The 23,981-nt window shown below is 62.1% G+C and carries 23 protein-coding genes and 1 pseudogene; 23 read left to right on the top strand and 1 reads right to left on the bottom strand.

Annotation, left to right across the window (positions count from 1 at the left end; all coding sequences use genetic code 11):
• Nucleotides 1–128 precede the first annotated feature (128 nt).
• The 6 genes and pseudogenes from ACNJYA_RS30640 to ACNJYA_RS30615 form a co-directional block, all read left to right on the top strand.
• Nucleotides 129–3,155: a strawberry notch-like NTP hydrolase domain-containing protein gene (locus ACNJYA_RS30640; RefSeq protein ID WP_439401218.1), complete on the top strand. Its 3,027-nt coding sequence runs from the start codon at nt 129–131 to the stop codon at nt 3,153–3,155.
• Nucleotides 3,155–4,216, top strand: a complete 1,062-nt coding sequence (locus tag ACNJYA_RS30635; protein WP_439401217.1) for a DUF7146 domain-containing protein — start codon at nt 3,155–3,157, stop codon at nt 4,214–4,216. Before ACNJYA_RS30640 ends, ACNJYA_RS30635 begins: the two co-directional genes overlap by 1 nt.
• Nucleotides 4,217–4,545: 329 nt before the next feature.
• Nucleotides 4,546–5,469 carry a DUF2493 domain-containing protein gene (locus ACNJYA_RS30630; RefSeq protein ID WP_439403494.1) on the top strand — a complete coding sequence of 308 codons (924 nt, stop codon included), beginning with the start codon at nt 4,546–4,548 and terminating at the stop codon, nt 5,467–5,469.
• 139 nt (nt 5,470–5,608) lie between these two features.
• On the top strand, nt 5,609–6,139 hold the full coding sequence (locus ACNJYA_RS30625) for a hypothetical protein (protein WP_439401216.1): 531 nt from the start codon (nt 5,609–5,611) through the stop codon (nt 6,137–6,139).
• A 501-nt stretch (nt 6,140–6,640) separates the two neighbouring features.
• Nucleotides 6,641–6,961 (top strand): DUF736 domain-containing protein, encoded by a 321-nt coding sequence (locus ACNJYA_RS30620; protein ID WP_036006807.1) that lies wholly within the window; start codon nt 6,641–6,643, stop codon nt 6,959–6,961.
• Nucleotides 6,962–7,032: 71 nt separating this feature from the next.
• Nucleotides 7,033–7,144: pseudogene (locus ACNJYA_RS30615) on the top strand (DUF736 family protein); the annotation flags it as partial.
• A 67-nt stretch (nt 7,145–7,211) separates the two neighbouring features.
• Here ACNJYA_RS30615 and ACNJYA_RS30610 read toward each other — a convergent pair.
• On the bottom strand, nt 7,212–7,376 hold the full coding sequence (locus tag ACNJYA_RS30610; RefSeq protein ID WP_439403493.1) for a helix-turn-helix domain-containing protein: 165 nt from the start codon (nt 7,374–7,376) through the stop codon (nt 7,212–7,214).
• 729 nt (nt 7,377–8,105) lie between these two features.
• On the opposite strand from ACNJYA_RS30610, the gene ACNJYA_RS30605 reads away from it, so the two are divergent.
• The 17 genes from ACNJYA_RS30605 to trbL all read left to right on the top strand — a co-directional run bounded on the left by ACNJYA_RS30605 (nt 8,106) and on the right by trbL (nt 23,953).
• Entirely contained in the window at nt 8,106–8,387 is a 282-nt protein-coding gene (locus tag ACNJYA_RS30605) for a helix-turn-helix transcriptional regulator (protein ID WP_036006809.1), read from the top strand.
• A 22-nt stretch (nt 8,388–8,409) separates the two neighbouring features.
• A complete protein-coding gene (locus tag ACNJYA_RS30600) occupies nt 8,410–9,291 on the top strand; it encodes a replication initiator protein A (RefSeq protein ID WP_439401215.1) in 882 nt (293 codons plus the stop codon).
• Nucleotides 9,292–9,577: 286 nt separating this feature from the next.
• Nucleotides 9,578–10,042, top strand: a complete 465-nt coding sequence (locus ACNJYA_RS30595) for a DUF2840 domain-containing protein (protein ID WP_439401214.1) — start codon at nt 9,578–9,580, stop codon at nt 10,040–10,042.
• Nucleotides 10,039–10,551, top strand: coding sequence for a S26 family signal peptidase (locus ACNJYA_RS30590; RefSeq protein WP_439401213.1), 513 nt, complete (start codon nt 10,039–10,041; stop codon nt 10,549–10,551). Before ACNJYA_RS30595 ends, ACNJYA_RS30590 begins: the two co-directional genes overlap by 4 nt.
• On the top strand, nt 10,548–11,384 hold the full coding sequence (locus ACNJYA_RS30585) for a lytic transglycosylase domain-containing protein (RefSeq protein WP_439401212.1): 837 nt from the start codon (nt 10,548–10,550) through the stop codon (nt 11,382–11,384). Before ACNJYA_RS30590 ends, ACNJYA_RS30585 begins: the two co-directional genes overlap by 4 nt.
• Nucleotides 11,381–11,773 carry a hypothetical protein gene (locus ACNJYA_RS30580; RefSeq protein WP_439401211.1) on the top strand — a complete coding sequence of 131 codons (393 nt, stop codon included), beginning with the start codon at nt 11,381–11,383 and terminating at the stop codon, nt 11,771–11,773. Before ACNJYA_RS30585 ends, ACNJYA_RS30580 begins: the two co-directional genes overlap by 4 nt.
• Nucleotides 11,770–13,533 carry a relaxase/mobilization nuclease domain-containing protein gene (locus ACNJYA_RS30575; protein ID WP_439401210.1) on the top strand — a complete coding sequence of 588 codons (1,764 nt, stop codon included), beginning with the start codon at nt 11,770–11,772 and terminating at the stop codon, nt 13,531–13,533. The genes ACNJYA_RS30580 and ACNJYA_RS30575 overlap by 4 nt, the downstream gene beginning before the upstream one ends.
• 36 nt (nt 13,534–13,569) lie before the next feature.
• Nucleotides 13,570–15,558, top strand: a complete 1,989-nt coding sequence (locus ACNJYA_RS30570) for a conjugal transfer protein TraG (RefSeq protein ID WP_439401209.1) — start codon at nt 13,570–13,572, stop codon at nt 15,556–15,558.
• A 6-nt stretch (nt 15,559–15,564) separates the two neighbouring features.
• Nucleotides 15,565–15,990 carry a CopG family transcriptional regulator gene (locus ACNJYA_RS30565; protein WP_109144858.1) on the top strand — a complete coding sequence of 142 codons (426 nt, stop codon included), beginning with the start codon at nt 15,565–15,567 and terminating at the stop codon, nt 15,988–15,990.
• Nucleotides 15,991–16,124: 134 nt separating this feature from the next.
• Nucleotides 16,125–17,453, top strand: coding sequence for an MFS transporter (locus ACNJYA_RS30560; protein ID WP_439403492.1), 1,329 nt, complete (start codon nt 16,125–16,127; stop codon nt 17,451–17,453).
• A gap of 229 nt (nt 17,454–17,682) precedes the next feature.
• Entirely contained in the window at nt 17,683–18,597 is a 915-nt protein-coding gene (gene trbB, locus ACNJYA_RS30555) for a P-type conjugative transfer ATPase TrbB (RefSeq protein WP_370143078.1), read from the top strand.
• A gap of 55 nt (nt 18,598–18,652) precedes the next feature.
• A complete protein-coding gene (locus ACNJYA_RS30550) occupies nt 18,653–18,922 on the top strand; it encodes a TrbC/VirB2 family protein (RefSeq protein WP_244609116.1) in 270 nt (89 codons plus the stop codon).
• Entirely contained in the window at nt 18,922–19,185 is a 264-nt protein-coding gene (locus ACNJYA_RS30545; RefSeq protein ID WP_092295110.1) for a VirB3 family type IV secretion system protein, read from the top strand. The genes ACNJYA_RS30550 and ACNJYA_RS30545 overlap by 1 nt, the downstream gene beginning before the upstream one ends.
• A gap of 10 nt (nt 19,186–19,195) precedes the next feature.
• Nucleotides 19,196–21,637, top strand: a complete 2,442-nt coding sequence (gene trbE, locus ACNJYA_RS30540) for a conjugal transfer protein TrbE (RefSeq protein WP_439401208.1) — start codon at nt 19,196–19,198, stop codon at nt 21,635–21,637.
• Nucleotides 21,634–22,362, top strand: a complete 729-nt coding sequence (trbJ, locus tag ACNJYA_RS30535) for a P-type conjugative transfer protein TrbJ (RefSeq protein ID WP_439401207.1) — start codon at nt 21,634–21,636, stop codon at nt 22,360–22,362. Before trbE ends, trbJ begins: the two co-directional genes overlap by 4 nt.
• The gene (gene trbK-alt / locus ACNJYA_RS30530) at nt 22,362–22,730 is read left to right on the top strand and encodes a putative entry exclusion protein TrbK-alt (protein WP_439401206.1); all 369 of its coding nucleotides are present in this window, start codon (nt 22,362–22,364) and stop codon (nt 22,728–22,730) included. Before trbJ ends, trbK-alt begins: the two co-directional genes overlap by 1 nt.
• Entirely contained in the window at nt 22,727–23,953 is a 1,227-nt protein-coding gene (gene trbL, locus ACNJYA_RS30525) for a P-type conjugative transfer protein TrbL (protein ID WP_439401205.1), read from the top strand. Before trbK-alt ends, trbL begins: the two co-directional genes overlap by 4 nt.
• Nucleotides 23,954–23,981 lie beyond the last annotated feature (28 nt).

Raw genomic sequence — 23,981 nt, 5'->3', positions numbered from 1 at the left:
CAGCGCCGGTCCCTATTTTTATGCCCGGTCTGAGAGGGAGAGCGGGCCGGGAAGGGTTTGAGCCGTCCAGGTCAGAGGAGAGCGCCTGGCGGTTCGACCCCTTCCTGCTCTCCGAAAGAATTCCTGCCATGACCGAATCTCTCCCCGGCGGCGCCGCCGCCGCGCCGCTCTCGATGCGTGCCGCTGCTACTCTCACCTCTGCTGCTATCAAGGCCGCCCGGCAGCTCCTAACCGAGCTCGAACGCGGCAGGCGCATCGATGCCGCTGTTCTGCGTAGCGCCATGGAGGCTGCCTTCGGTGCCTCCGATGCGGCCGGCGCCTGGAACTGGAAGACCGCCTATGACGTCTGCGAGGCGGCAACCGTTCTCTTCCTGCGCAAGTTCGGTCCGGCAATCCGGTCCAAGGCAGGCTCGGCGGCCGCCATGCTGCCGATGCTCGCGACAATCGCGAGCTGTCTGCCGACCCATACGCGGCGTTCCGAAGACAGTCAGGCGCTTCAGCAATTCTCGACGCCCATTCCGCTGGGACTGGTCGCATGCACTGCAGCCGGCATTACAGCAGTCGATCGCGTTCTGGAGCCTTCTGCGGGGACGGGCTTGCTCGCCGTCTTTGCAGAACTCGCCGGCGGCGCCTTGATATTGAATGAGTTGGCCGAGACCCGGGCAGGGCTGCTCGAGCATCTCTTCGCCAACGTTAAAGTCACGCGGCTTGACGCAGCTCAGATTGATGACCACCTCGATGCGAGTGTAGTACCCAGCGTCGTTCTGATGAACCCCCCGTTCTCCGCGGTGGCGAATGTCGATCGACGGATGGCAGACGCCGCTTTCCGGCACATCGCTTCGGCGCTCGCGCACCTTTGCGACGGTGGACGCCTCGTCGCCATCGCTGGCGCGGGCCTTGCGCCGGATAACCCAGCGTGGACCGGCTCCTTTGTTCGCCTCCAGGAGCGCGGACGGGTCGTGTTTTCTGCCGCGATCGACGGCGCCGTCTACGCCAAGCACGGCACTCAGACGGACACGCGGCTGCTTGTGATCGACAAGCTGCCTGCTGCCGATCCGAAGGCTTTTCCTGCCTCGCAAGGCATGGCCGGCGATGTCGGCACCTTGCTCAAGTGGGTGACGCAGTATGTGCCAGCGAGGCTGCCCGTCGCGGTGCCGGTCGTGGCCGACATCGTTAGGCGCCCTGCGATGCTCCAATCGGCCGGCACCATTGCACCAAGCCACTCGTCGACTTCGCGGAACGCGCCGGAAGGTGTGGAACTTGCGTACGAGACCGTCAAATGGTCGCCGCCGGAAGGCGTCCGCCTCACCGATGCGCTCTATGAGGAGTACGGATTGCAGTCGATCCGTATTCCCGGATCGTGCACACATCCGACCAAGCTCGTGCAGTCGGCGGCGATGGCATCCGTTGCGCCGCCGAAGCCGTCCTACCGTCCGCATCTGCCTTCAAGTCTGGTGGCAGATGAAGTTCTGTCGGACGCCCAGATCGAGAGCGTCATTTATGCCGGCGAGGCGCATTCCCAATTCCTGGCGGGCTCCTGGACGGTCGATACGACGTTTGATGTTGTGGCCGCCGCGCGCGACGAGGCCGAGAATGCCGTCCGCTTTCGCCGCGGCTGGTTCTTGGGCGATGGTACGGGCGCGGGCAAGGGACGGCAGGTCGCCGGGATCCTTCTCGACAATTGGCTCAAGGGCCGCCGCCGTGCGGTCTGGATCAGCAAATCCGACAAGCTGATCGAAGATGCCCAGCGCGACTGGTCCGCGCTCGGCATGGAGCGACTGCTCGTCACGCCTCTGTCCCGGTTTCGTCAGGGCACACCGATCCGGCTTTCGGAAGGCATCCTTTTTGCCACCTACGCCACGCTACGCACCGACGAGCGTGGCGAGAAGCTTTCACGCGTCAGGCAGATCGTTGAATGGTTGGGCTCCGACTTCGACGGAGTGATCGTCTTCGACGAGAGCCATGCCATGCAGAATGCGGCCGGCGGCAAAGGCGAGCGCGGCGACCAGGCGGCCTCCCAGCAGGGGCGCGCGGGCCTGAGGCTCCAGCATGCCTTGCCCAATTCTCGCGTGGTTTATGTGTCGGCGACGGGCGCCACCACGGTCCACAACCTCGCTTATGCGCAACGCCTTGGTCTATGGGCCGGCGCAGATGCCAATGGGCTCAGGGATGACCTGCCACCGATCACGACGTTCCTGAACAGGCTGTTGGCGCTCACCATCGGCCTGCAGAATGTCCTGTTCACTGCCTTCGAGCAGCTTTTGACCGCTCGGATCGAGGGCGCTGTTTCGTCCGGCACCTACGACCTCGGTCTGGAAACGCTTCGCGCCGAAAGCTTCGTCGTCACTGACCGGCGGACGATCTATGTCCATCCGCGCACAGGTGCCGAGACGCGGCTGCTCACCATCGTGCAGCGCGAGCGTAACCATCCTGTTGGTTTGGATGACGCCCTTGCTCGTCGTTCTAATCATGCTGTCCTGCTGATCAACGAGCGTTCGGGAAGGGCCGCCGTGCAGATTCCGGCCCCGAGCATCATGCTCGACAACGGCGAGATCGAGCGCCGCATCCGTCTGATCCGGCCTATGGAGCAGCACCAGGTCCCCTTGAACATGATGGCGGAGAGCCATTGGGTTGAAGCGGATCGCAAACGTTTTGCCGCGGCGTGGCTGGCGGAGCTTGCCGAGGTGCCCGAGTTCACGGAGAGCACGATCCACGTCGCTGCGGGATTGCTGTTACCCATCTGGAAACGGTTGCCGAACGAATCGACCCGCGTCTATCGGCTCCAGAACGATGCGGGCGAACGCGTCATCGGACGCAAGGTTTCTGCCACGTGGGTCGTAAACGTCCTTGCGGCGGACGCGCCTTCGCTCACGCCGGACGCTGCCTTTGCCGCGCTGATGGACGGACGAACCGTCCTCGACCTCGGGGAGGATCTCCAGCTTCGCCGCGTTAGGGTGATGGGGGCCTACCGCATCGAGCTGTCGGGCTTCAACGACACGATGCGCGATCGCCTGCGGGCTTACGGCCTCTTTGGGGAGATCATCTCTTGGAAGCTGCGCATGTTCGTGCCCACGGACACGAGCGGCGTGGAGGTCCTGTCCAGGGTGCTCGACACGTATCCGGTAGCGCGCATCAGCGAGCGGGAGGCCGCCTGATGTCCCGCGATGCTTCCGAACTGGCACGCCGCCTCTCGCGCGAGGCTGAGGCGGTGTGCCGACACTATCTCTCGAATGGCAAACGGGCGGGGCGGTACTGGCTGGTCGGCGACGTCCACAACACGCCGGGCCGCTCGTTGTTCGTACGGCTGCACGAATCGGCGAAGGGCGCCGCCGGCAAGTGGACCGATGCTGCAACCGGCGAACATGGTGATCTCCTCGACATCATCCGCGAAAGTATGACCTTGCGAGACTTTCGTGAGGTCGCCGAGGAAGCGAGGCGGTTTCTAAAGCTGCCTCGTTCAGAAAAGCAATTCGCTCAGAAACCCGTTCGTTCAGTCGCGCCGGTCGGATCGCGGGAAACCGCTCGTCGGCTCTTTGCGATATCCAGCCCGATTGAAGGGACATTAGCCGAAGCGTACTTGCAGCGTCGCGGAATTACTTGCATCAACCATGGTGGCAGCTTGCGCTTCCATCCTCGCTGCTACTATAGACCGGACGAGCATTCGTCGACCGAAACGTGGCCGGCGATGATAGCCTCTGTCACGGACCTCGATGGACGGATCACCGGCGTGCATCGCACCTGGCTAGATCCACACGGCTTTGATCGCGTGCGGCTCGGCAAGGCCCCGATCGATACGCCACGACGGGCCATGGGCGACCTGCTTGGTAACGCCGTTCGCTTCGGCGTGGTGGACGACGTGCTCGCTGCGGGCGAGGGGATCGAGACCATGCTTTCATTGCGCTACGTGCTGCCGACTATGCCCATGGCTGCGGCGCTCTCGGCCAATCACCTCTCAGCCATGTTGCTGCCGTCTGGCCTGCGTCGGCTCTATATCGCCCGCGACGCCGATGCGGCCGGAGATGCCGTACAGGCTATCCTCACCCAGCGCGCGCAAGAAGCCGGCGTTGAAGCGATCACATTGTCGCCCCGGCTGGGCGACTTCAACGAAGATCTGCACATCTTCGGTCTCGAGACCCTCCGAGCAGCATTGCGGCTTCAACTCGTGCCAGAGGACGTCGTCCGTTTCCTGCATTCGTCGATGGTCGCCGCAGAATAGGCTGGTGCTTCGATCGACGTTGATAGCTCGGTCATAACGAAGGCCATCGCCCGGAAGAGGCGCGACCTCGGCCTTCTAGAGGGCGATCGGACGGCAAGCGGACCGGGCCGGCAATGGCTACGCCCGGCTATTTTCCGCCGCGCGCCGGCGATAAGCATACGTAACAGCCATCAAACCGGCGCGCTTTGCATCGCGAAGCAAAATAGCCGGCCTCCGCCATCCTCCGCTGCCGCTACGGCCCTTGCGGGTTCTGGCCCGCTCCGCCCGCCGTCTGAGTGATCGCCACGAAGGCCGCGATGGGCGCGGCCGATCCGGCAAAGGGTCCTTCCATGACCGACCACGACGACATTGAACCGCAGCACGGCTCTTCTCCAACTGACCACGTCCTCACCGAACTACAGCTCTTCGGCTACCGTCCCTTCGACGATCAGCCCGATCCACGGCTACTTCCCGAGGCTAAGATCATCGCGGGCGCCGTCGCCGACATCTTCGACGCCCTGGTCGCAACACTGAGCGACACGCGGCTCGAGCCGGACCTGGGCGATCTGCTCTGGTCGACAGTCAACCTGTTCCATCGAGCCGTCGATCGCGTCGAGCGCGATCTCGACGACAACGAACAGGCGCAGCAAAAGAGCCAACGCGAGCAGAATGGCTCCGAGGTTCGATCAGTCGAACTCGAGCGCTTGACGGCCGAAGGCATCACCTTGATCGAGCGACGCAATTGCCTGGAGCTCTTCCGCGACCAGGCCATCGAACGCTTCGAGACGCACACCGGCTCGCCCTGGCGCCCTCGATCGGGATCGCTGGTGAATCACCGCACGCTGACCGCCGCGATGATCGACTCACGCGACTTCATCGCAGCCAAGCGTCGCGCTGAAACCGAGGTCTTGTTACCGGCAGGACCGAAAATCGCACTTACCGGCGGGCTCGACTTCAATGACCACCACCTCATCTGGGACCGCCTCGACAAGGTCTACGCCAAGCATCCCGACATGGTCCTGCTCCATGGCGGCTCGCCCAAAGGTGCGGAGCTTATCGCCTCGAAATGGGCAAGCAACCGCAAGGTGCCTCAGATCGCATTCAAGCCTGACTGGACAAAGCACGCCAAGGCAGCCCCATTCAAGCGCAACGACGCCATGCTCGAACTCCTGCCGATCGGCGTCATGCACTTCCCGGGCACGGGAATCCAGGACAACCTGGCAGACAAAGCGAAGCGGCTCGGCATCCCCGTCTGGAGGTTCGGCGGCGCGTGAGCGCTGCCTTCTCGCCTCCGGCGTGAACGCGGAGTTGCATGCGCCGCAACTCTGCCTCGTTTCGGCTCCATATCGAAAATTGCGCCGTGGTGGTGGTGGAAGGCGCGACTGTCAGATCTATGCATATGGAGCCACCACTATGCTTGCCCTTGGGCTTGTTCTCAACACACTCGGCATCGGCTTCTTCTGCTGGGCGATCTTTGCGCTCGCTGTGTATGCCCTGCCGTTTTTCGTCGCTCTCAGTATCGGAATAACAGCGTTTCAGAATGGTGCCGGCGTGGTCGGTGCGCTGCTTATCGGAACGGCCGGTGGGGCGTTGACGCTTGCCTTCGGTCAGGCCGCCGTCGCGATTACCCGGTCCTTGGCTTTGCGCATCGCGATCGCAACAGCATTTGCTGTTCCCGCCGCCGTGGCCGGCTATCATGTGGTGTTCGCCGTGTCCCAGATCGGGGGGCCTTCGTTGGCTTGGCGTGAGGTCTTCGTTTGCCTGGGCGCGGTTTGCATTGGGGTCACGTCATGGACGCGCTTGATCGTTCTGGCGAAGACCCGCCCGCTCGAGCCGGGTGGAGTGATGGAGAGTCCGTCTAACCAGTTCTTACGGCCGGAAGGCCCGAGGGATGACCGTTTACCGCCTTCGTCGTCGACAGGTTCGCATAAATCGGCGCGCTGAACGGGGGATGATCGAGCCCTGAGCGCGGGAGAGGCAGTCCTCCTCGGAACTACTCGATCAAAGCCGCCGGCATTTGGGTCTGGCCCACGCAGCCGCGGCGGAGCCGTGTTGCCTAGCTCCGTTGCTGGGAGACGATACCGCCCTTTGCAGCAAATTGTTTCTCTATCTGCGCTGAATCGTTCCAACCTCTTGTTCAGCAAAACCGAGATAAGCCATGTCTTCTCCCGAGATTGCGGTTCAGCACGCGGACGCACGTGGCCTCGTTGATGGCTTGATCTGGCCGAAGACCGGCTTCGCCTCGATCGTCTGAGCCGCAACGCCGTTGATGCGACTTTCTTCCCCTGGGCTTCGCCCATTCCTCGCGAGACAAGAAAGTCGCCACAACGGCGTCCTCCGCTCCGCTCCGGCCCGCGAGCGGGTGCGTCGCCGATCGTCTTCGGCCTGCAGATCGCCATCGAGGCCGCGGTGGTCGCGGGCTCGAAACACAACAGGAGAAGTGACATGGCTAACATCGGTTCCTTCAAGAAGGTCGGCAACGATTTCCAGGGCGAGATCGTCACCCTGAGCCTGCAGGCCAAGGGCGTCCGCATCGTCGCCGAGACCAACCGCTCCAACGACAACGCTCCCAGCCACCGCATCTATGTGGGTCGCGCGGAGATCGGCGCGGCCTGGTCGAAGCGCTCCGAGGAGGGCCGGGACTACCTCTCACTCAAGCTCGACGATCCTTCCTTCAACGCTCCGATCTACGCCAACCTGTTCGATGACGAGAGCGGTGAAGGTTACACCCTCCTCTGGTCGCGGCCGCGCAAGAGCGGCGAGTAAGAGCGCCTCACCAAGCCCCGTCCGGTCCGCCGGGCGGGGTCTTCGCGGCTGGCCTGAGGCAGCTTGCGATTTACCTCTCAGTCAGGCTCAACGATCCGAACCTACCGGCCCCCAATCTACGCCTCGCTCGTCAAGATCGAAGGCCACGAGGGCTTCACCCTGATTTGGTCCCGCCGCAGCGGCGTCTGGTCCCTCCGGGATCATCAGCCCGCCTCCCGGAGGCGAGGCCGGAATCCAGCGAGTATGAGTTTTACTCTCCGATCTTAGCCGAGAATCTCACGGTACTCAGATCTCGGCCCGGCGGCTGCCCCATATACTTCTTGAACATTGCCGAGAAGGCAGCGGCGGATTCATATCCAAGTTTATCGGCCAAAGCTTTGATAGGACGCCCGGATCGCAATTCCCTCGACGCCATGCCAACTGGAACTGTCGGACCCATCTGCCGAACATTCCTGTCTCACGCTCAACATGGCGATTCAAACCGTGGTTGCTCATCACGACGACCTCTGCTCAATCGGTAGAGCGCAGCGAAACCCATCGTATCCCCGCGCGAACGGAATTGATCCTCGTCAAATAGACCTATCTAAAAAGGAAGCCCGACCATGCCGCGTGTGTTCGCCGGTTTCCGGGGGCTTCGAGCACGATGTAGGCGATCCGTTTCAGCTGCGGATCCGCCGCCAGTTGCCATATAGAGGCGATCCATTATCGCCTCGCTCAATTCCTCAATCAGCAAGTCGGCAACGCGGCAATGTCGAGTCCCCGCCGCGTAGTCACCTCCAAGATCGTGAAGATGAACCAAAAGAGAAGTCTGTCGATCAGTCCAGCCGTTTACTCTCGATGAAATGGGCTTCAGGATAGGCTCAAATTCGGCGAACCTCGTGTCACCAATTGCAAATCCGCGCAAATTTTCCTGCACGATTTCCTTGCCGAGTAGTTCTCGAATTCGCTTCTCCAATCCTCAAGGCAAAAGCAGAAGCAAGTGCTGCTCCTGGGCCGGCGCAGGGATGACTAGCGCTGTCCCCGAGGGTGCCGAAAATCGCACCCCCAACATTCGGCATCCCCCTCCGAGGTCTTGCTCCTCCATGATGACCGCACACACGCCGGCCTAGCCAAGCGTAGTGCGCTGTCCTCCTGGAGTTCTCAAATGCCCGATCCGATGGCCGGTCTTCCCCCGCGCTTCCTGCGTACGCCTGAGGCCGCCCGCTATCTTGGCCTGTCCGGTCGCACGCTCGAGAAGCACCGCACGTACGGTACGGGACCGACGTATCGGAAGATCGGCGGACGTGTTGTCTACGCCGTCGATGACCTGAAAGCGTGGGCCGATCTCGGCGCCAAGACGTCGACATCGGATCCCGGCAAGGGGACCGTGCTGCCCGCCAAGAAGCATCCGGCCCTGCGTCCCTATGCAGGTCAGGAACGTCGCTGATAGCCGCGTGAGAGCAGTGACTATGCGGCGCAAACACCATGCAGAGCGCGAGCTGCTTGAGCTCTGTCGGGCGCTGCCCGGCGATCTCGCGCCGCGCGATGCGCAGGATCTGATGGCCTATCCGTTCTTCTCGCTCTCAAAGACCAAGCGGATTGTGCCGATCGATTTTCGTGCCGGTGCGATCTCAATTCTTGTCGAAGCTGTTCCGGAACACGGCATGGCGACCATTTGGGATGCAGACGTTCTGATTTGGGCCGCGTCCCAGATCGTCGAAGCACGTGACGCCGGCTTGAAGACATCGCGCCTGATGGCTGCAACGCCTTACGAGATTCTGACGTTCGTCGGCCGGGGCACCAGCGCGCGCGATTATGACCGGCTGAAGGCTGGTCTCGACAGACTTCAGTCAACAACTGTGCTGACATCGATCCGCCAGCCGGCAGAACGGCGACGGCATCGCTTCTCCTGGATCAATGAGTGGAAGGAGACGGCCGATGCAAATGGCCGTCCATTTGGGATCGAGCTGATCCTGCCGGATTGGTTCTACGCGGGCGTCATCGATGACGCGCTCGTGCTGACGATTGATCGAGCCTATTTCGATCTGACCGGCGGGCTTGAACGGTGGCTCTACCGCCTAGTGCGCAAGCACGGTGGGCGCCAGGACGGCGGCTGGAGTTTTGACCTTGTGCACCTCCATGCCAAGTCCGGCATCCTCTCGCCGCTCAAGCATTTTGCCTACGACGTACGTCAGATCGTTCAGCGCCAGACATTGCCCGGCTATCAGCTCGTGCTCACACGGGATCCTGATGGCACCGAGCGGCTGAACTTCGCGCCAACGCCTGTTGATCCCTTAACGGCACGCCTGCGCCGGCGCGGTCTCATTCCATATTCGGAGGACAACCTGTGAATCAGCCCGTGCTATCGAGGACCGCAACCCTCGTGCTATCGGGGACCGGATCCTCGTGCTATCGGGGACCGGAATCGAGCTTAAGAGCTTGTTTCTCCGCGCTTTCCGGCCGCTCTAACTTTACTAACCAGAAATCCTTCGGATTTCTTCTAACGGATCAGGCCGCAAAGTGCGTTGGAGGCGACCGGCCGCAGGTTGCCAGTCCTGTTTGGCCTTCCAAGTCGCATACGCTTTTCGCCGGACTCCATGCTCACGGCTGCCACCCCCAGCGTCAGGGAGCCGCGGCATGAGCGATCTCACGGAAGTGGAAGTTCTGTGGCTCGAGAAGCGTATCGAAAACCGCATTCGGTTCGGTCGTATCGTCAAGGAGCGGAAGCTTGATCGCCATCGGCGCGTCCTGTCATTTGCGCCCGGCAGCATCTTTGCTTTCGTCCGTTGGACCTCCAACGACTTTGGCACAATCATTTCGCGTATCGACATCTTGCGCGCGGTCGCTCCGGGACAGCGCTGCTCGACCGTCCCTTATGTGACACCCGGCGGAGAGATTTTGCTGCGTCTGTCCGGCTGGCCGAAGGTCGAGGGCGTGCTGCAAATGACCGATGCCGTTGAGGCACTCGGCATCGATCCAGCTGATGTCGCTCCTGATCATTGGCATCACGTTCATAACCGCCTGTCCGTCAACGAAAGCCCGCGCTCGTATACGAAAGCGCGCCATCAGGCCTGGCTTCATCGCCAAAAGGTGATGCGATGACGGGCCGCCTAATGATGCTGGCCGTGACGATTGGGATCGCTACTGCGCTCATCGCGACGATCGTCCTGGAGCCGCTTCCGCTTTACATCTGGAACGCGTCCGCGAGCGTGCCGATCGGTCTCTACAGCCTCCGACCGGCGGACAAATTCCAAGTCACTGAATTGGTCGCTGTGCAGCCGCCGGAGCCGCTCGCGACCTTCCTCGACCTTAACGGCTATTTGCCCATCGGCGTCCCCATGCTGAAGCGCGTGCTTGCCCTTCCCGGGCAAACCGTTTGCAGAACCGGCCTCGTGATTTCGGTCGACGACGTCGCGGTGGGCGAGGCGAAGGATCACGACAGACGAGGCAGGCCGCTGCCGAAATGGCAGGGCTGTCGCGTCGTCGGCGACGGCGAACTGTTTCTGATGAATTGGCAGTCGGACGACTCTCTTGATGGCCGATATTTTGGATTTCTTCCGGCATCTAGCGTGATCGGCCGTGCGATGCCGGTGTGGACGTGGGAGGAGTGATCGTGTGTATTCGACGTGTCCTCCTCGCCATTCCCCTGTTCGATCGTTTGCGGGATCAGTCGTCCGCCTCGACCGATGTCTGCAAGGCTGGCGCGAGCCCGACCGCGTGCTTGGCCCGGTTGGGCACGCGCGTTTGTGCTGTCGTGCCCCTGATACTTCTTCTGACCGTGGGTGGCAGTGCTGCTTTGGCCCAGAGCGAATCAGCCGCCCAGCCGGCGATCAGTCAGACCGCTCACTCATTTGCCGGCTTCATCAATGAAGCCTCACAACGCTTTGCGATTGCGCCGAACTGGATCCGATCAATCCTAAGCGTCGAGAGTGCTGGGGACGTGCACGCCAGATCGCCAAAAAGCGCAATGGGCTTGATGCAAATCATGCCGGCGACTTGGGCGGAACTTCGCGAGCGCTACAATCTCGGGAACGATCCCTACGATCCGCACGACAACATTCTGGCCGGCACGGCGTACTTGCGCGAACTGCTCGACCGGTATGGCTCGCCTGGCGTGTTTGCCGCGTACAACGCGGGACCATCTCGCTATGAAGAGCATCTCGCAGGTGGTTCCTTGCCAGACGAGACGCGGGCGTACGTCGCAAAGCTTGCAAATCTGCTTGCGATTGAACTGCCGCCGGGGTGGACGTCCAGCCGACAATCATCAGCGGCTGCGACGCTATTCGTCACGCGATCCGATCTCATGAAAACGCGCGATCGATTGCCGGTGCTCATGCTGTCGAGCGGTGTCACGACCGCAATTTCGGCGCCCGATGTTTCGCGTTTGGTCGCTCGGCCTATTGGCGTGTTCGTCCATCGATCAGATTCGGGAGAATCGCGATGACCAACTGTGCTGGTTCGCAAGCTGATGGCGTATGGGCGATGCCTTCGGCCCGCGCTCTACTCGTCGCTTCGCTCCTCACCGAGCCACCCTACGGGTGTCTCGGCCCTTCGGGTAACGATCGCTATCGCAAGCGCTCGGAAGCAGTGGCGGCTTCGCGAGTTGGCTGCCAGGTTGCGGCGGCTTTTTCGGGAACCGGCGACCGGGAGACCACGGCGGCAGGACGGCGAGATAAAAGAGGCTCGCCGGTCGAACCGCAAGCCATTGACATGGCTTGGGTTCCGGCGTGCCGGTCGGTCGGGGCGCGTGCCGCGGTTTGTATTTTTACGAATGCCATCAAACGCGTCTTCGGCACCATGTGCGATTTTGATCGTTGGGAGGCCCTGCCGTGAGCGTGGGCGACAGCGATCTGCGTGTTCGGCCTGGGCGCATTCGCAGCACCCGCGCGCCGAAACAAAAGAGCTTCATCAACCAGGTGCTGCGGGCGGCGAAGAAATTGGGACACACCTCGGATCTGGCTGTGGCGGGCAGGCGTTCGACGGCGTATGGGCGCTCGACGTTTGGCCGCGGCCGTCTGTCCTTTGGCCGCGCCAGATTGTTCAGCCCGACCCGGCGTGTGGTGGTGAAAGCGCGCGTGGTCCGGCACAAAGGGCGAGCCTTCCGTTCAGCGCCACTGACCGCCCACCTCTCATATCTGAAGCGCGATGGCGTGACCCGGAGCGGCGAGCGTGCCGAGATGTTCGATGCCGGCAGCGACCGAGCCGATAGCGCGGCTTTCGCAGAACGGTGCAAGGACGACCGGCATCATTTCCGGTTCATCATCTCGCCCGAGGATGCCGGCGACATGACCGATCTGAAGGCCTTCACCCGCGATCTCGCCAGGCAGATGGAGACCGATCTCGGCACGCGGCTCGATTGGGTGGCTGTCGATCATTGGAACACCGACAACCCTCACGTCCACCTTCTCGTTCGGGGAGTAGATCAGGAAGGAGCGGACCTCGTGATCTCCCGCGACTATATCAGCCAAGGTCTGCGTTCACGCGCCGAGGAACTGGTCGCCATCGAACTGGGTCCGAGACCGGAGCACGAGATCCGCAATTCGCTGGAGCGGGAAGTCACGGCAGACCGCTGGACGCGGCTCGACCGGGAGATCCGGTTGGCGGCAGATGAGACTGGCTACATCGATCTTCGGCCGGAGAATCGCGGCAAGTCCGATCCCGAGATCAGGCGGCTGATGGTTGGCCGCCTTCAGCACTTGGAGAAAATGGGCGTTGCCGCACCCGCCGCATCAGGGGAATGGATGGTCGGACTTGAGGCGGAGCGTAGCTTGCGCGACCTCGGCATGCGCGGCGACATCATCAAGACCATGCACCGCGCCTTTACCGAGCGTGGGGGATCGCGCGGCGTTGCCGACTTCGTCATCGAGGCTGGACAGCCCACGTCTCAGATTATCGGACGGCTGGTCGACCGGGGATTGCATGACGAACTGACCGGCGAGGCCTACGCCCTCATCGACGGAACGGACGGGCGCGCTCACCACGTGCGCTTCCGAGGTCTCGAGGCCTTCGAGCACGCACCACCGATCGGCGGCATCGTCGAAGTGCGACGCTTCGGTCAAACCGGCGATCCGCGGCCGACCTTGGTGCTGGCGACCCGTTCCGATCTCGATCTTACCGGTCAAGTCGCTGCTAAAGGAGCAACCTGGCTCGACCACAGGCTAGTCGAACGCGACTCCATGCCGCTCGCCATGGGCGGATTCGGCCGCGAGACCCGCGACGCCTTGGAAGCCCGTACCGAGCACCTGATCCAGCATGGCCTGGCGCGGCGGCAGGGCCAGCGCATCATCCTGCAGCGCGATCTCCTGGACACGTTGCGCAGACGCGAACTGGACGAGGTGGCAGCAAAGCTTTCGGCCGACACCGGTCTGCCTCGCGTGAAGGCCGCCTCCGGGGAGCATGTGGCGGGCACGTATCGCCAGCGGCTGACGCTCACCTCGGGACGCTTCGCCATGATCGATAGTGGGCTCGGCTTCCAACTCGTGCCCTGGTCGCGCGAACTCGAAAAGAAGCTCGGCCAACACGTCACCGGCGTCGTGAAGGACGGCGGGGGCATCGAATGGGGCTTTGGCCGGAAGCGCGACCTCGGCCTCTAGGTATCTCGCCAATTCAGCTGCGGAAGGACGCTCGGAATGTCCGGAACCAAAATACTCTGGGGGCAGGTGATCGTTGTCGGCCTGATCGTCTTGCTCGCCATCTGGGGAGCAACCGAGTGGACGGCATGGCGACTGGCCTACCAGCCCGAGCTTGGGCGGCCCTGGTTCGAACTGTTGGGCTTCAAGATCTATTATCCGCCGATCTTCTTCTGGTGGTGGTTCGTCTACGATGCCTATGCGCCGCAGGTCTTTGTCGAGGGCGCCTTCATCGCAGCAGCAGGGACCGTCGTTTCGATCGCGGCGGCGATCGGCATGTCGGTCTGGCGGGCGCGTGAAGCCAAGAATGTCGAGACCTATGGTTCGGCGCGCTGGGCTGACGCGGAAGAGGTTCGAGCGGCCGGACTTCTCGGTCCGGATGGTGTGGTGCTGGGCAAGCTCGGCCGCGACTACCTCCGCCATGATGGGCCGGAGCACGTGTTGTGTTTTGCTCCCACCCGGTCCGGAAAGGGCGTCGGGCTCGTCGTTCCCTCGTTGTTGGCATGGCCCGGCTCGGCCATCGTGCACGACATCAAGGGTGAGAACTGGCAGCTGACCGCGGGCTTTCGCTCGCGGCATGGCCGTGTCCTGTTGTTCGACCCGACCAACCCTAAATCCTCGGCTTACAATCCGCTGCTCGAGGTCCGACGCGGGGAATGGGAGGTTCGCGATGTGCAGAACGTCGCCGACGTCCTGGTCGACCCCGAAGGCTCACTCGACAAGCGGAACCATTGGGAGAAGACCAGTCATTCACTCCTGGTCGGCGCCATCCTCCATGTGCTCTATGCCGAGGTGGACAAGACCCTGGCCGGTGTCGCCGCCTTCCTGTCTGATCCGAAGCGGCCGATCGAGGCGACGCTGAAGGCAATGATGACGACGCCGCATCTTGGCGAGCAGGGTGCCCATCCAGTGGTCGCCTCGACCGCGCGCGAACTCCTGAACAAGTCGGAGAATGAACGTTCCGGCGTCCTGTCCACCGCGATGTCGTTCCTCGGGTTGTACCGCGATCCCGTCGTAGCCCAGGTGACCCGCCGCTGCGACTGGAGGATTGCCGATCTGACCGCAGACAACAGTGCCACGACGCTTTATCTCGTGGTACCGCCCTCCGATATCTCGCGGACCAAGCCTTTGATCCGGCTGGTGCTGAACCAGATTGGCCGGCGCCTGACCGAGGACTTGCACGCCCGCGAACGCCGGCATCGAGTGCTGATGATGCTTGACGAGTTCCCGGCGCTGGGGCGTCTGGATTTCTTCGAGTCCGCGCTCGCCTTCATGGCGGGGTATGGCATCAAGAGCTTCTTGATCGCGCAGTCGCTCAATCAAATCGAGAAGGCCTACGGGCCGAACAACGCGATCCTCGACAACTGCCATGTCCGCGTCAGCTTCGCGACCAATGACGAGCGGACGGCCAAGCGGGTGTCCGATGCGCTGGGCACGGCGACGGAGATGCGGGCAATGAAGAACTACGCAGGTCATAGGTTGAATCCCTGGCTGGGGCACCTGATGGTCTCGCGCCAGGAGACCGCAAGGCCGCTGCTGACCCCTGGCGAAGTCATGCAGCTTCCGCCGATGGACGAGATCGTCATGGTGGCAGGGACGGCGCCGATCAGGGCGAAGAAGGTCCGCTATTACGAGGATCGCCGGTTCACCGAGCGGGTTTTGTCACCGCCCGATCCCGCGAGCGCCGGCCGATCGCCGCGAACGGACGGATGGTCAGCGCTCGGACCGTTGAAGCCGACGGCAGGTCCAACTGACGGAGCCACGGAGGCCGTGGAAGACACAGCGAATAGCGGGCTTCGTCGTGAGCCCGAACTTCCCGACCACGTCGCGATCGCCAAGGAAACGACCGAACCAACGCCGGCAGAGGAATTTGCCTCCGTTCTTGACGACGACGAGGACGCGGTCCGCCAGTCCCGGCTCATACGCCAGCAGATGCGTGGCGTCGCGCGTCAAGTCGCCATGGATCCCAATGACGGTATGGAGTTCTGAGGCAATATGCGCGACCGGATGAACGTCTATTTCCCGCCAGAGCTTCTGAAACAGATCTCGGAGCTTGCCGATCGCAAGAAGCTTTCTCGGTCTGCGATCGTGGAAGCTGCGGTCGCTTCGTTTCTATCGCCGGACGGCGCTGACCGGCGAGAGGCCGCGTTTACCCGGCGCCTCGACCGGCTGTCGCGTCAGATGCAGAGGCTCGAGCGCGACCTTGGGTTGACGGCGGAGACCTTGGCTCTGTTCATTCGGTTCTGGCTGACTATTACGCCACCGTTGCCCAACGATGCACAGGCGGCCGCGCAGGCAAAGGGCAGGGAGCGCTTCGAGGGATTTGTCGAGGCGCTTGGGCGTCGCTTGCAAAAGGGCCAAAGCTTTCTGCGCGAGATTCCGGAAGATATCCGCAGTCAGGAGCCGGTTGAAGAAACCTGATTGAACTACGCAGGCACACCATTTCGCCGGTCCTTCTTTTTCTTCGCTAGCCTACGCCCGCAGCGATTTAGCTGAACTCACGAAAAGCTGGTCACGCTATCGGCTTGCGCGAGCTGACAGCAACAGGGGCCAGCATGCAGATTTCAGGGGCATGGCGCCTCACCGCGCGCATATTTCTCCCGTTTGCGGTTGGATACTATCTTTCGTACCTGTTTCGAACGATTAATGCTTTGATCGCCAGTCATCTCAGCTCCGACACCGGGCTTGGGACTGCCGACCTCGGGTTGCTTACCTCGGTCTATTTCCTCGTTTTCGCGGCGGCGCAGATCCCAGTCGGCATATTGCTGGACCGCTTTGGTCCGCGCCGCGTCCAGAGTGTTCTGCTATTGCTCGCAGCATTGGGCGCCGGACTGTTCGCGGTATCGACCGGTTTCCTGTCGCTTCTGATCGCGCGTGCAATGATCGGGCTTGGCGTGGCCGCGGCGCTGACGGCAGGGCTGAAGTCCATCGTCCTTTGGTTCCCCAGGGATCGAGTTGCCTTGCTGAACGGCTACATGATCATGCTGGGATCACTTGGAGCGGTGACTGCTACGGCTCCCGTCGAACACCTACTCGCTTGGATGGGGTGGCGGCAGCTCTTTGAGATTCTGGCGGCCGCCACCGGTGCGACGGCCATTCTCATCTATGTCGTGGTGCCCGAACGAGGCATTGTTCCATCAACAACGCGCGCTACCCTTGGCTCCGTTTTCGCCGATCGTCGCTTCTGGCGAGTGGCCCCATTTTCGGCGACTTGCATTGGATCATCCTGGTCTCTGCAAGGACTGTGGGCATCACCATGGCTGACCGACGTGGAGGGGCTTGATCGCGCAAGTCTCGTAAGACAGCTGTTCATAATGTCGATCGTTTTGAGCTGCGGCGCCTTGTTGTTCGGGATGACCGTCCATTACGTCAAACGAAGGGGCATCGGGGCGGAGACGGTATTAGCGACGGTTGCGGTGCTGTTTGTCGCAGCCGAGCTAGCTTTGATCCTGCGAGTGCCTCTGCCGTCCATCTTGCCCTGGTCCGTTGTCGCAATTGCCGGAACGGCAACGGTGGTCAGCTTCGCGGTAATAGCAGATTACTTTCCGCCGGAGCTTGCCGGTCGTGCCAACGGCGCCCTAAACGTCTTGCACTTTGCTTGGGCGTTCCTGGCGCAATACGTGACAGGCCTGATCCTTGAGCAATGGACCGCGATCGATGGTCATCGACCGGTCCAGGCCTATCAAGTCGCTTTCGGTCTCAACGTAGCGCTGCAGATCGCGGCGTTGGTCTGGTTCGCGCTGCCCGGGCGCCGATCCATCACTCCGCGGATGAGTTCAATCCTCTTCTTCAAGCCGGCCCATGTTTCCTGCGCCGTCGACTCAGTTGGGTTGTATGAGGATTCGGTCATCCTCCTGCCTGCGGAGGACGATGCGGAGTGGTGAGCTGTAGCCCGCCGATTATGATACAATTGAGTAGGCCTCAAACATCAGTTCTCAGTCTTTCTTTTTCTACGCCAGCCTACGATGACGGAAAGCGCTTGTTGCGCCAAGACCATTGGTGCCTTTTCTAATCATCTCCATCTGAGGACGCTCGCTGAACGTTCTCGTTTGATGGGGGCGAACGTTGGCAATCCATTCCATTCAATCGGAGGCGAGGTCGCGCGGTGCGCGAATGCTGCGCAGCGCGCTCGGCTCGGCGATTGCCGGCTACCTCGAAGACGAAGAGATCATCGAGGTGATGCTCAATCCCGATGGGCGGCTGTGGATCGACCGGTTGTCGATCGGCCTGATCGACACTGGCGAAACTCTGTCGGCCGCGGATGGCGAACGGATCGTTCGCCTGGTTGCGCATCATGTGGGGGCCGAAGTGCACGCCGGCGCGCCACGGGTTTCGGCCGAACTGCCTGGGACAGGCGAGCGCTTCGAAGGTCTCTTGCCTCCGGTCGTTGCAGCACCGGTCTTTGCTATCCGCAAGCCCGCCGTTGCCGTGTTTACGCTCGACGACTACGCCGCCAAGAAGATCATGACCTCAGAGCAGGCCAGGATCCTGAAGAACGCGGTCGGAGCACGGAAGAACATCCTCGTTGCCGGTGGGACATCGACCGGCAAGACAACATTGACAAATGCACTCCTGGCCGAGGTGGCGAAGACCTCCGATCGGGTCGTGTTGATCGAAGACACCCGCGAGCTACAGTGCAGGGCGCCCAATCTCGTTGCGCTGCGGACCAAGGACGGTGTGGCGACGCTGTCGGATCTTGTCCGCTCGTCCCTCCGACTGCGTCCTGATCGCATCCCGATCGGCGAAGTCCGAGGTGCCGAAGCACTCGACCTCCTCAAGGCCTGGGGCACCGGCCATCCCGGCGGCATTGGTACCATCCATGCTGGGACTGCGCTCGGCGCGCTGCGGCGGCTCGAGCAGCTCATCCAGGAAGCTGTCATCACGGTTCCCCGCGCCCTGATCGCCGAGACCATCGACCTCGTCGCCGTGCTGGTGGGACGCGGTGCTGACCGCCGCCTCGCTGAGCTCGCCACCGTCTCAGGGCTCGGTGCCACTGGCGACTACAGCCTTACAACAGCAGGAGACTGACATGCGTCAGCAATTTCGCTTTCGTCGAGGTGCACCGTTGGCCGCCTACGGCACCATGCTTTTGGCAGTTCGGCCCGCGTGGGCGGCTGGCTCGAACATGCCGTGGGAGCAGCCGCTCAATCAGATCTTGCAGTCTGTGGAGGGGCCGGTCGCAAAGATCATCGCGGTCATCATCATCGTCGTGACGGGCCTAACGCTCGCATTCGGGGATTCCTCGGGCGGTTTCCGCAGACTGATCCAGATCGTGTTCGGTCTGTCGATCGCGTTTGCGGCCTCAAGCTTCTTCCTGTCGTTCTTCTCCTTCGGCGGTGGCGTGGTGATCTGATGGATGAACCTGTCACAGGCTTTGTTGTGCCAGTTCATCGCGCACTTACCGAGCCCATCCTGATGGGCGGTGCGCCACGCTCGGTCGCAATCGTCAACGGCACGCTTGCGGCAGCCTTAGGGCTCGGACTTCGGCTCTGGATCGCGGGTCTTGTTCTCTGGTTCATCGGCCACATGGCCGCTGTCTGGGCCGCCAAGCGCGACCCCGCTTTTGTCGATGTGGTGCGCCGACATCTGCGCATCCCCGGTCATCTCAACACCTGAGCTCTCGGTCATGATGAACCTTGCCGAATATCGCCATTCCAATGCGCGGCTCGCCGACTTCCTGCCCTGGGCAGCCCTGGTCGACGAGGGAATCATCCTGAATAAGGACGGCTCGTTCCAGCGGACGGCGAAGTTCCGGGGGCCTGACCTCGATAGCGCAGTGCCGGCTGAGCTTGTCGCCGTCGCCGGCCGTCTGAACAATGCCCTCCGCCGCCTGGGATCCGGCTGGGCCGTGTTCGTTGAGGCGCAGCGCCATTTTGCAGGAGCCTATCCTCCGAGCACCTTTCCGGATGTCGCATCCGCGCTGGTCGACGCGGAGCGCAGAGCTCTGTTTGAAGAGGCGGGCACCCACTATGAGTCGAGTTATTTCCTGACCTTCCTCTATTTGCCACCGGAGGAGGGGGCTGCCAAGGCAGAACGACTTCTCTATGAGGGCCGGGATCGCACCGTTGGAGCAGATGCGCGCGAGGTTCTTCGCGGATTTATCGACCAAACCAACCGCGTGCTGCAACTCGTCGAAGGGTTCATGCCGGAATGCGCCTGGCTCGATGATCAGGACACGCTGACCTATCTGCACTCGACGATCTCGACCAAGCGTCATCGCGTTCGGGTTCCTGAAATCCCGATGTACATCGATGCGCTGTTGGCCGACCAGCCGCTGACCGGCGGGCTAGAGCCGATGTTGGGCTCAGCCAATCTTCGAGTCCTGACGATAGTTGGCTTTCCGGGCGCTACGACCCCGGGAATTCTGGATGACCTGAATCGCCTGGCGTTCTCGTATCGCTGGTCGACCAGGGCGATCATGCTCGACAAGACTGATGCAACCAAACTGATCACCAAGATCCGCCGTCAGTGGTTTGCCAAGCGGAAGTCCATCGGCGCCATCCTCAAGGAGGTCATGACCAACGAGGCGTCGACGCTGCTCGATACCGACGCGCACAACAAGGCGCTTGATGCCGACGCGGCGTTGCAGGAACTGGGGACCGATCAGATCGGACAAGCCTTTGTCACGGCGACCATTACTGTCTGGGACCGGGATCCCAATGCTGCCGATGAAAAGCTGCGCCTGGTCGAGAAAGTCATTCAGGGGCACGATTTCACCTGCATGATCGAGACGGTGAATGCCGTCGAAGCCTGGCTCAGCAGTCTGCCCGGGCACGTCTACGCCAACGTGCGGCAGCCACCGGTGTCGACCCTCAACCTCGCCCACATGGTTCCGATGTCGGCCGTGTGGGCCGGCGAGATGAGGGATCTGCACTTCAAGGGTCCGCCGCTCCTGTTCGGGAAGACCGAGGGATCGACCCCATTCCGATTCTCCCTCCATGTCGGCGACATCGGCCATACCCTTGTGGTGGGCCCGACCGGTGCTGGCAAGTCGGTCCTCCTTGCGCTTATGGCGCTACAGTTCAGGCGTTACCCGAATTCTCAGGTCTTTGCGTTCGATTTTGGCGGTTCAATTCGTACGGCCGCGCTCGCCATGGGCGGCGACTGGCATGATCTCGGCGGTGCGCTGTCTGACGGGGACGAAAACCCAGTCGCGCTGCAGCCTTTGGCCTGGATCGACGATTCCGCCGAGCGCGGATGGGCTACGGAATGGATCGGCGCGATCCTGGCGCGGGAAAAGGTCGAGATCACGCCGGAGGTCAAGGATCATCTGTGGTCGGCGCTGACGTCTCTCGCTTCGGCGCCGAGAGAGGAGCGCACCCTGACGGGCCTGTCGGTCCTGCTTCAATTGAACTCCCTGAAGCGCGCCCTGCAACCATACTGCCTGGGCGGACCTTCCGGGCGCCTGCTCGATGCCGAATTCGAGCGCCTTGGCGAAGCTTCGGCTCAGGCGTTTGAGACTGAAGGGTTAATCGGAACGAGCGCCGCCCCAGCCGTTCTGGCTTACCTCTTTCATCGGATCGGAGACCGTCTCGACGGCCGGCCGACACTTCTCATTGTCGACGAAGGCTGGCTTGCCCTCGACGACGAGGACTTTGCCGGCCAGCTCCGCGAATGGCTGAAGACGCTTCGGAAGAAGAATGCGTCCGTCATCTTCGCCACCCAGTCGTTGTCGGATATCGACGGCTCCGCGATCGCGCCGGCGATCATCGAAAGCTGCCCAACCCGTCTGTTACTGCCGAATGAACGGGCGATCGAACCGCAGATCACCGCCATCTACCGCCGCTTCGGACTGAACGATCGCCAAATCGAACTTCTGAGCCGGGCAACGCCAAAGCGCGACTACTACTGCCAGTCGCGCCGGGGCAACCGCATGTTCGAACTTGGACTTGGTGAAGTCGCGCTCGCCTTTACGGCAGCTTCTTCCAAGACAGATCAGGCTGCCATAGCGCAACTCCTCGCCGAACATGGCCCTGACGGCTTTGTCCCGGCTTGGCTCCAACACCGTGGCGTCGCGTGGGCTCTCGACCTGATCCCCAATCTCGTCAATCTGGAGAAATCGCTATGAGGCGTCTTGGCCTGGCGGCTGCTGCTGCCATCGCGCTGATATTCGATGCCACGGTGCCGGCGCGAGCCCAATGGATCGTCTTCGATCCCAACAACTACGTCCAGAACGTCCTGACCGCCGCGCGAGAGCTCCAGCAGATCACCAATCAGATCACCTCGTTGCAGAACGAGGCGCAGATGCTGATCAATCAGGCCAAGAACCTGGCAAGCCTGCCATATTCGTCGCTGCAGCAACTGCAATCCTCGATCCAGCGGACTCAGCAATTGCTGGCCCAGGCGCAGCGCGTTGCCTATGACGTCCAGCAGATCGATCATGCCTTCTCGACGAGCTACGCGCCCGCCGCCAGCAGCCAGTCGGATCAGTTGCTGATCTCCAATGCTCAATCGCGCTGGCAGGATTCTTATGCCGCAACGCAGGACGCCCTTCGTGTCCAGGCCGGCATCGTTGGCAACCTCGATACTAATCGAATACAGATGTCTGCACTCGTGACGTCGAGTCAGAGCGCTAGCGGCGCCCTGCAGGCGACACAGGCCGGCAATCAGATTCTCGCACTGAATGCGCAGCAGCTGGCGGACCTGACGGCTCTCGTGGCGGCACATGGTAGGGCGCAGAGCCTTGAAGCAGCGCAACGCGCGGCGGCCAAGGACCAGGGCCGCGAACAGCTCCGGCGGTTTCTTACGCCGGGGCAGGGCTATCAATCCTCAAACGTGCAGATGTTCCACTGATGACCGACATCCGGGCATTCAAGGCATTGTCGCTGCTTACAACAATTGGAGTGTTGGTCGTCACTGCCTGCACGATTCAGCTTCGCGGCGGAGACGGTCCTCCGCCGCCGAAAGCAGAGCAGACCACAGACGCAACCAACTCAGACCTCGCGCGCTGCCGCAGCGTCACTGCGGAGCAAGCAGCGGGTTATTTGCGTTGCAAGCAAGTTTGGGCCGAAAATCGCCGTCGCTTCTTGGGCAAGAAAGACGGTGCAGCAGTTCCAGGACGCGACGATTCCGCCGGCGGCGGGGCGCTCCCTCCAAAGGATCAAAGCCGGATCCCGCAGGGATATCCGAACCTGATGACCCCTGAGGCGGGCAAGCCATGACTGGCACGGGGATCATTGATCAGTTCCTTGAAACGTTCACGCGTTATATTGACAACGGATTCGGATTGCTAGGAAGCGAGGTCGGATATCTCGCAACGACCCTTGCTGCGATCGACATTACGCTCGCCGCGTTGTTCTGGAGTTGGGTAACGGACGAGGACATCATCGTACGCCTCGTCAAGAAAACGCTCTTCGTAGGCGTCTTTGCCTACCTGATCGGCAACTGGAACAGCTTGGCGCGCGTCGTCTTCGAAAGCTTTGCGGGTCTTGGGTTGAAAGCGACCGGCACAAGCCTATCTGCGTCGGATTTCCTGCGGCCGGGAAAGATCGCCCAAGTCGGACTTGATGCCGGCCGACCGCTCCTCGATTCGATCTCGAACCTGATGGGGTACATCAGTTTCTTCGAGAATTTTGTCCAGATCGTTGTCCTCCTGTTCGCGTGGGCCGTGGTGCTGCTCGCCTTCTTCGTTCTGGCGATCCAGCTCTTTGTCACCCTGATCGAGTTCAAGCTCACGACGCTGGCGGGCTTTGTGCTCATTCCCTTTGGCTTGTTTGGCAAGACCGCCTTCGCGGCGGAGCGTGTCCTTGGCAACGTCATATCCTCTGGAATCAAGGTCCTGGTCCTGGCCGTTATCGTCGGCATTGGCTCGACCTTGTTCTCACAGTTCACCGCCGGTTTCGGCGGTGCACAGCCGACCATCGAAGACGCGATGACGCTGGTGCTTGCGGCGCTTTCCTTGCTGGGCCTCGGCATCTTCGGTCCGGGTATCGCAAACGGCCTAGTCTCGGGCGGACCTCAACTCGGCGCCGGAGCCGCGATTGGAACAGGGCTTGCTGCTGGCGGCATGGTTGCGGCGGGCGCAGGACTTGCCGCAGGCGGTGCTGGTCTCGCAGGCGGTGCGATTGCAGGCGCGGCGCGCGGTGGCGGCGCTGTCGTAACCGGAGCAACAGCCGCCTATCGAAGCGGCGGCCTTGCCGGCTTGGGGGAGGCGGGCAGCTCGGCTGCGACGAGTCCTTTGCGCCGAGCCGCGGCTGCCTTTGGACGTAGCCAAGCAAGCGAGCAGGGCGCGAGCTCCCCGGCCGAAGGGCAGCCTGATTGGGCTCGCCGCATGAAGCGTGCCGAGACCATTCGGCATGGTGCCTCGGCCGCTGGCCATGCCGTCCGCTCGGGGGATCACGGCGGCAGTGGCTCCTCCGTTGATTTGTCCGAAGGAGAACGCTGAGACGCACTCCTGTAACTCCGCCGCACAG

Origin of the sequence: Bradyrhizobium sp. BLXBL-01, from assembly GCF_051853025.1 — a bacterium.
In the GTDB taxonomy this organism is placed as follows: domain Bacteria; phylum Pseudomonadota; class Alphaproteobacteria; order Rhizobiales; family Xanthobacteraceae; genus Bradyrhizobium.
This window is presented reverse-complemented; position numbering and strand designations above follow the sequence as displayed.

Bases quoted from the DNA above. Each gene is read 5' to 3' on its own strand.
- ACNJYA_RS30635 (WP_439401217.1), top strand. From the start codon at position 3,155: ATGTCCCGCGATGCTTCCGAACTGGCACGCCGCCTCTCGCGCGAGGCT.
- ACNJYA_RS30640 (WP_439401218.1), top strand. From the start codon at position 129: ATGACCGAATCTCTCCCCGGCGGCGCCGCCGCCGCGCCGCTCTCGATG.
- trbK-alt (WP_439401206.1), top strand. From the start codon at position 22,362: ATGACCGACATCCGGGCATTCAAGGCATTGTCGCTGCTTACAACAATT.
- ACNJYA_RS30565 (WP_109144858.1), top strand. From the start codon at position 15,565: ATGCGCGACCGGATGAACGTCTATTTCCCGCCAGAGCTTCTGAAACAG.
- ACNJYA_RS30560 (WP_439403492.1), top strand. From the start codon at position 16,125: ATGCAGATTTCAGGGGCATGGCGCCTCACCGCGCGCATATTTCTCCCG.
- trbJ (WP_439401207.1), top strand. From the start codon at position 21,634: ATGAGGCGTCTTGGCCTGGCGGCTGCTGCTGCCATCGCGCTGATATTC.
- ACNJYA_RS30630 (WP_439403494.1), top strand. From the start codon at position 4,546: ATGACCGACCACGACGACATTGAACCGCAGCACGGCTCTTCTCCAACT.
- ACNJYA_RS30600 (WP_439401215.1), top strand. From the start codon at position 8,410: ATGCGGCGCAAACACCATGCAGAGCGCGAGCTGCTTGAGCTCTGTCGG.
- ACNJYA_RS30590 (WP_439401213.1), top strand. From the start codon at position 10,039: ATGACGGGCCGCCTAATGATGCTGGCCGTGACGATTGGGATCGCTACT.
- ACNJYA_RS30610 (WP_439403493.1), bottom strand. From the start codon at position 7,376: ATGGCGTCGAGGGAATTGCGATCCGGGCGTCCTATCAAAGCTTTGGCC.
- ACNJYA_RS30605 (WP_036006809.1), top strand. From the start codon at position 8,106: ATGCCCGATCCGATGGCCGGTCTTCCCCCGCGCTTCCTGCGTACGCCT.
- trbL (WP_439401205.1), top strand. From the start codon at position 22,727: ATGACTGGCACGGGGATCATTGATCAGTTCCTTGAAACGTTCACGCGT.
- ACNJYA_RS30550 (WP_244609116.1), top strand. From the start codon at position 18,653: ATGCTTTTGGCAGTTCGGCCCGCGTGGGCGGCTGGCTCGAACATGCCG.
- ACNJYA_RS30595 (WP_439401214.1), top strand. From the start codon at position 9,578: ATGAGCGATCTCACGGAAGTGGAAGTTCTGTGGCTCGAGAAGCGTATC.
- ACNJYA_RS30570 (WP_439401209.1), top strand. From the start codon at position 13,570: ATGTCCGGAACCAAAATACTCTGGGGGCAGGTGATCGTTGTCGGCCTG.
- ACNJYA_RS30620 (WP_036006807.1), top strand. From the start codon at position 6,641: ATGGCTAACATCGGTTCCTTCAAGAAGGTCGGCAACGATTTCCAGGGC.
- ACNJYA_RS30625 (WP_439401216.1), top strand. From the start codon at position 5,609: ATGCTTGCCCTTGGGCTTGTTCTCAACACACTCGGCATCGGCTTCTTC.
- trbE (WP_439401208.1), top strand. From the start codon at position 19,196: ATGATGAACCTTGCCGAATATCGCCATTCCAATGCGCGGCTCGCCGAC.
- trbB (WP_370143078.1), top strand. From the start codon at position 17,683: ATGCTGCGCAGCGCGCTCGGCTCGGCGATTGCCGGCTACCTCGAAGAC.
- ACNJYA_RS30580 (WP_439401211.1), top strand. From the start codon at position 11,381: ATGACCAACTGTGCTGGTTCGCAAGCTGATGGCGTATGGGCGATGCCT.
- ACNJYA_RS30545 (WP_092295110.1), top strand. From the start codon at position 18,922: ATGGATGAACCTGTCACAGGCTTTGTTGTGCCAGTTCATCGCGCACTT.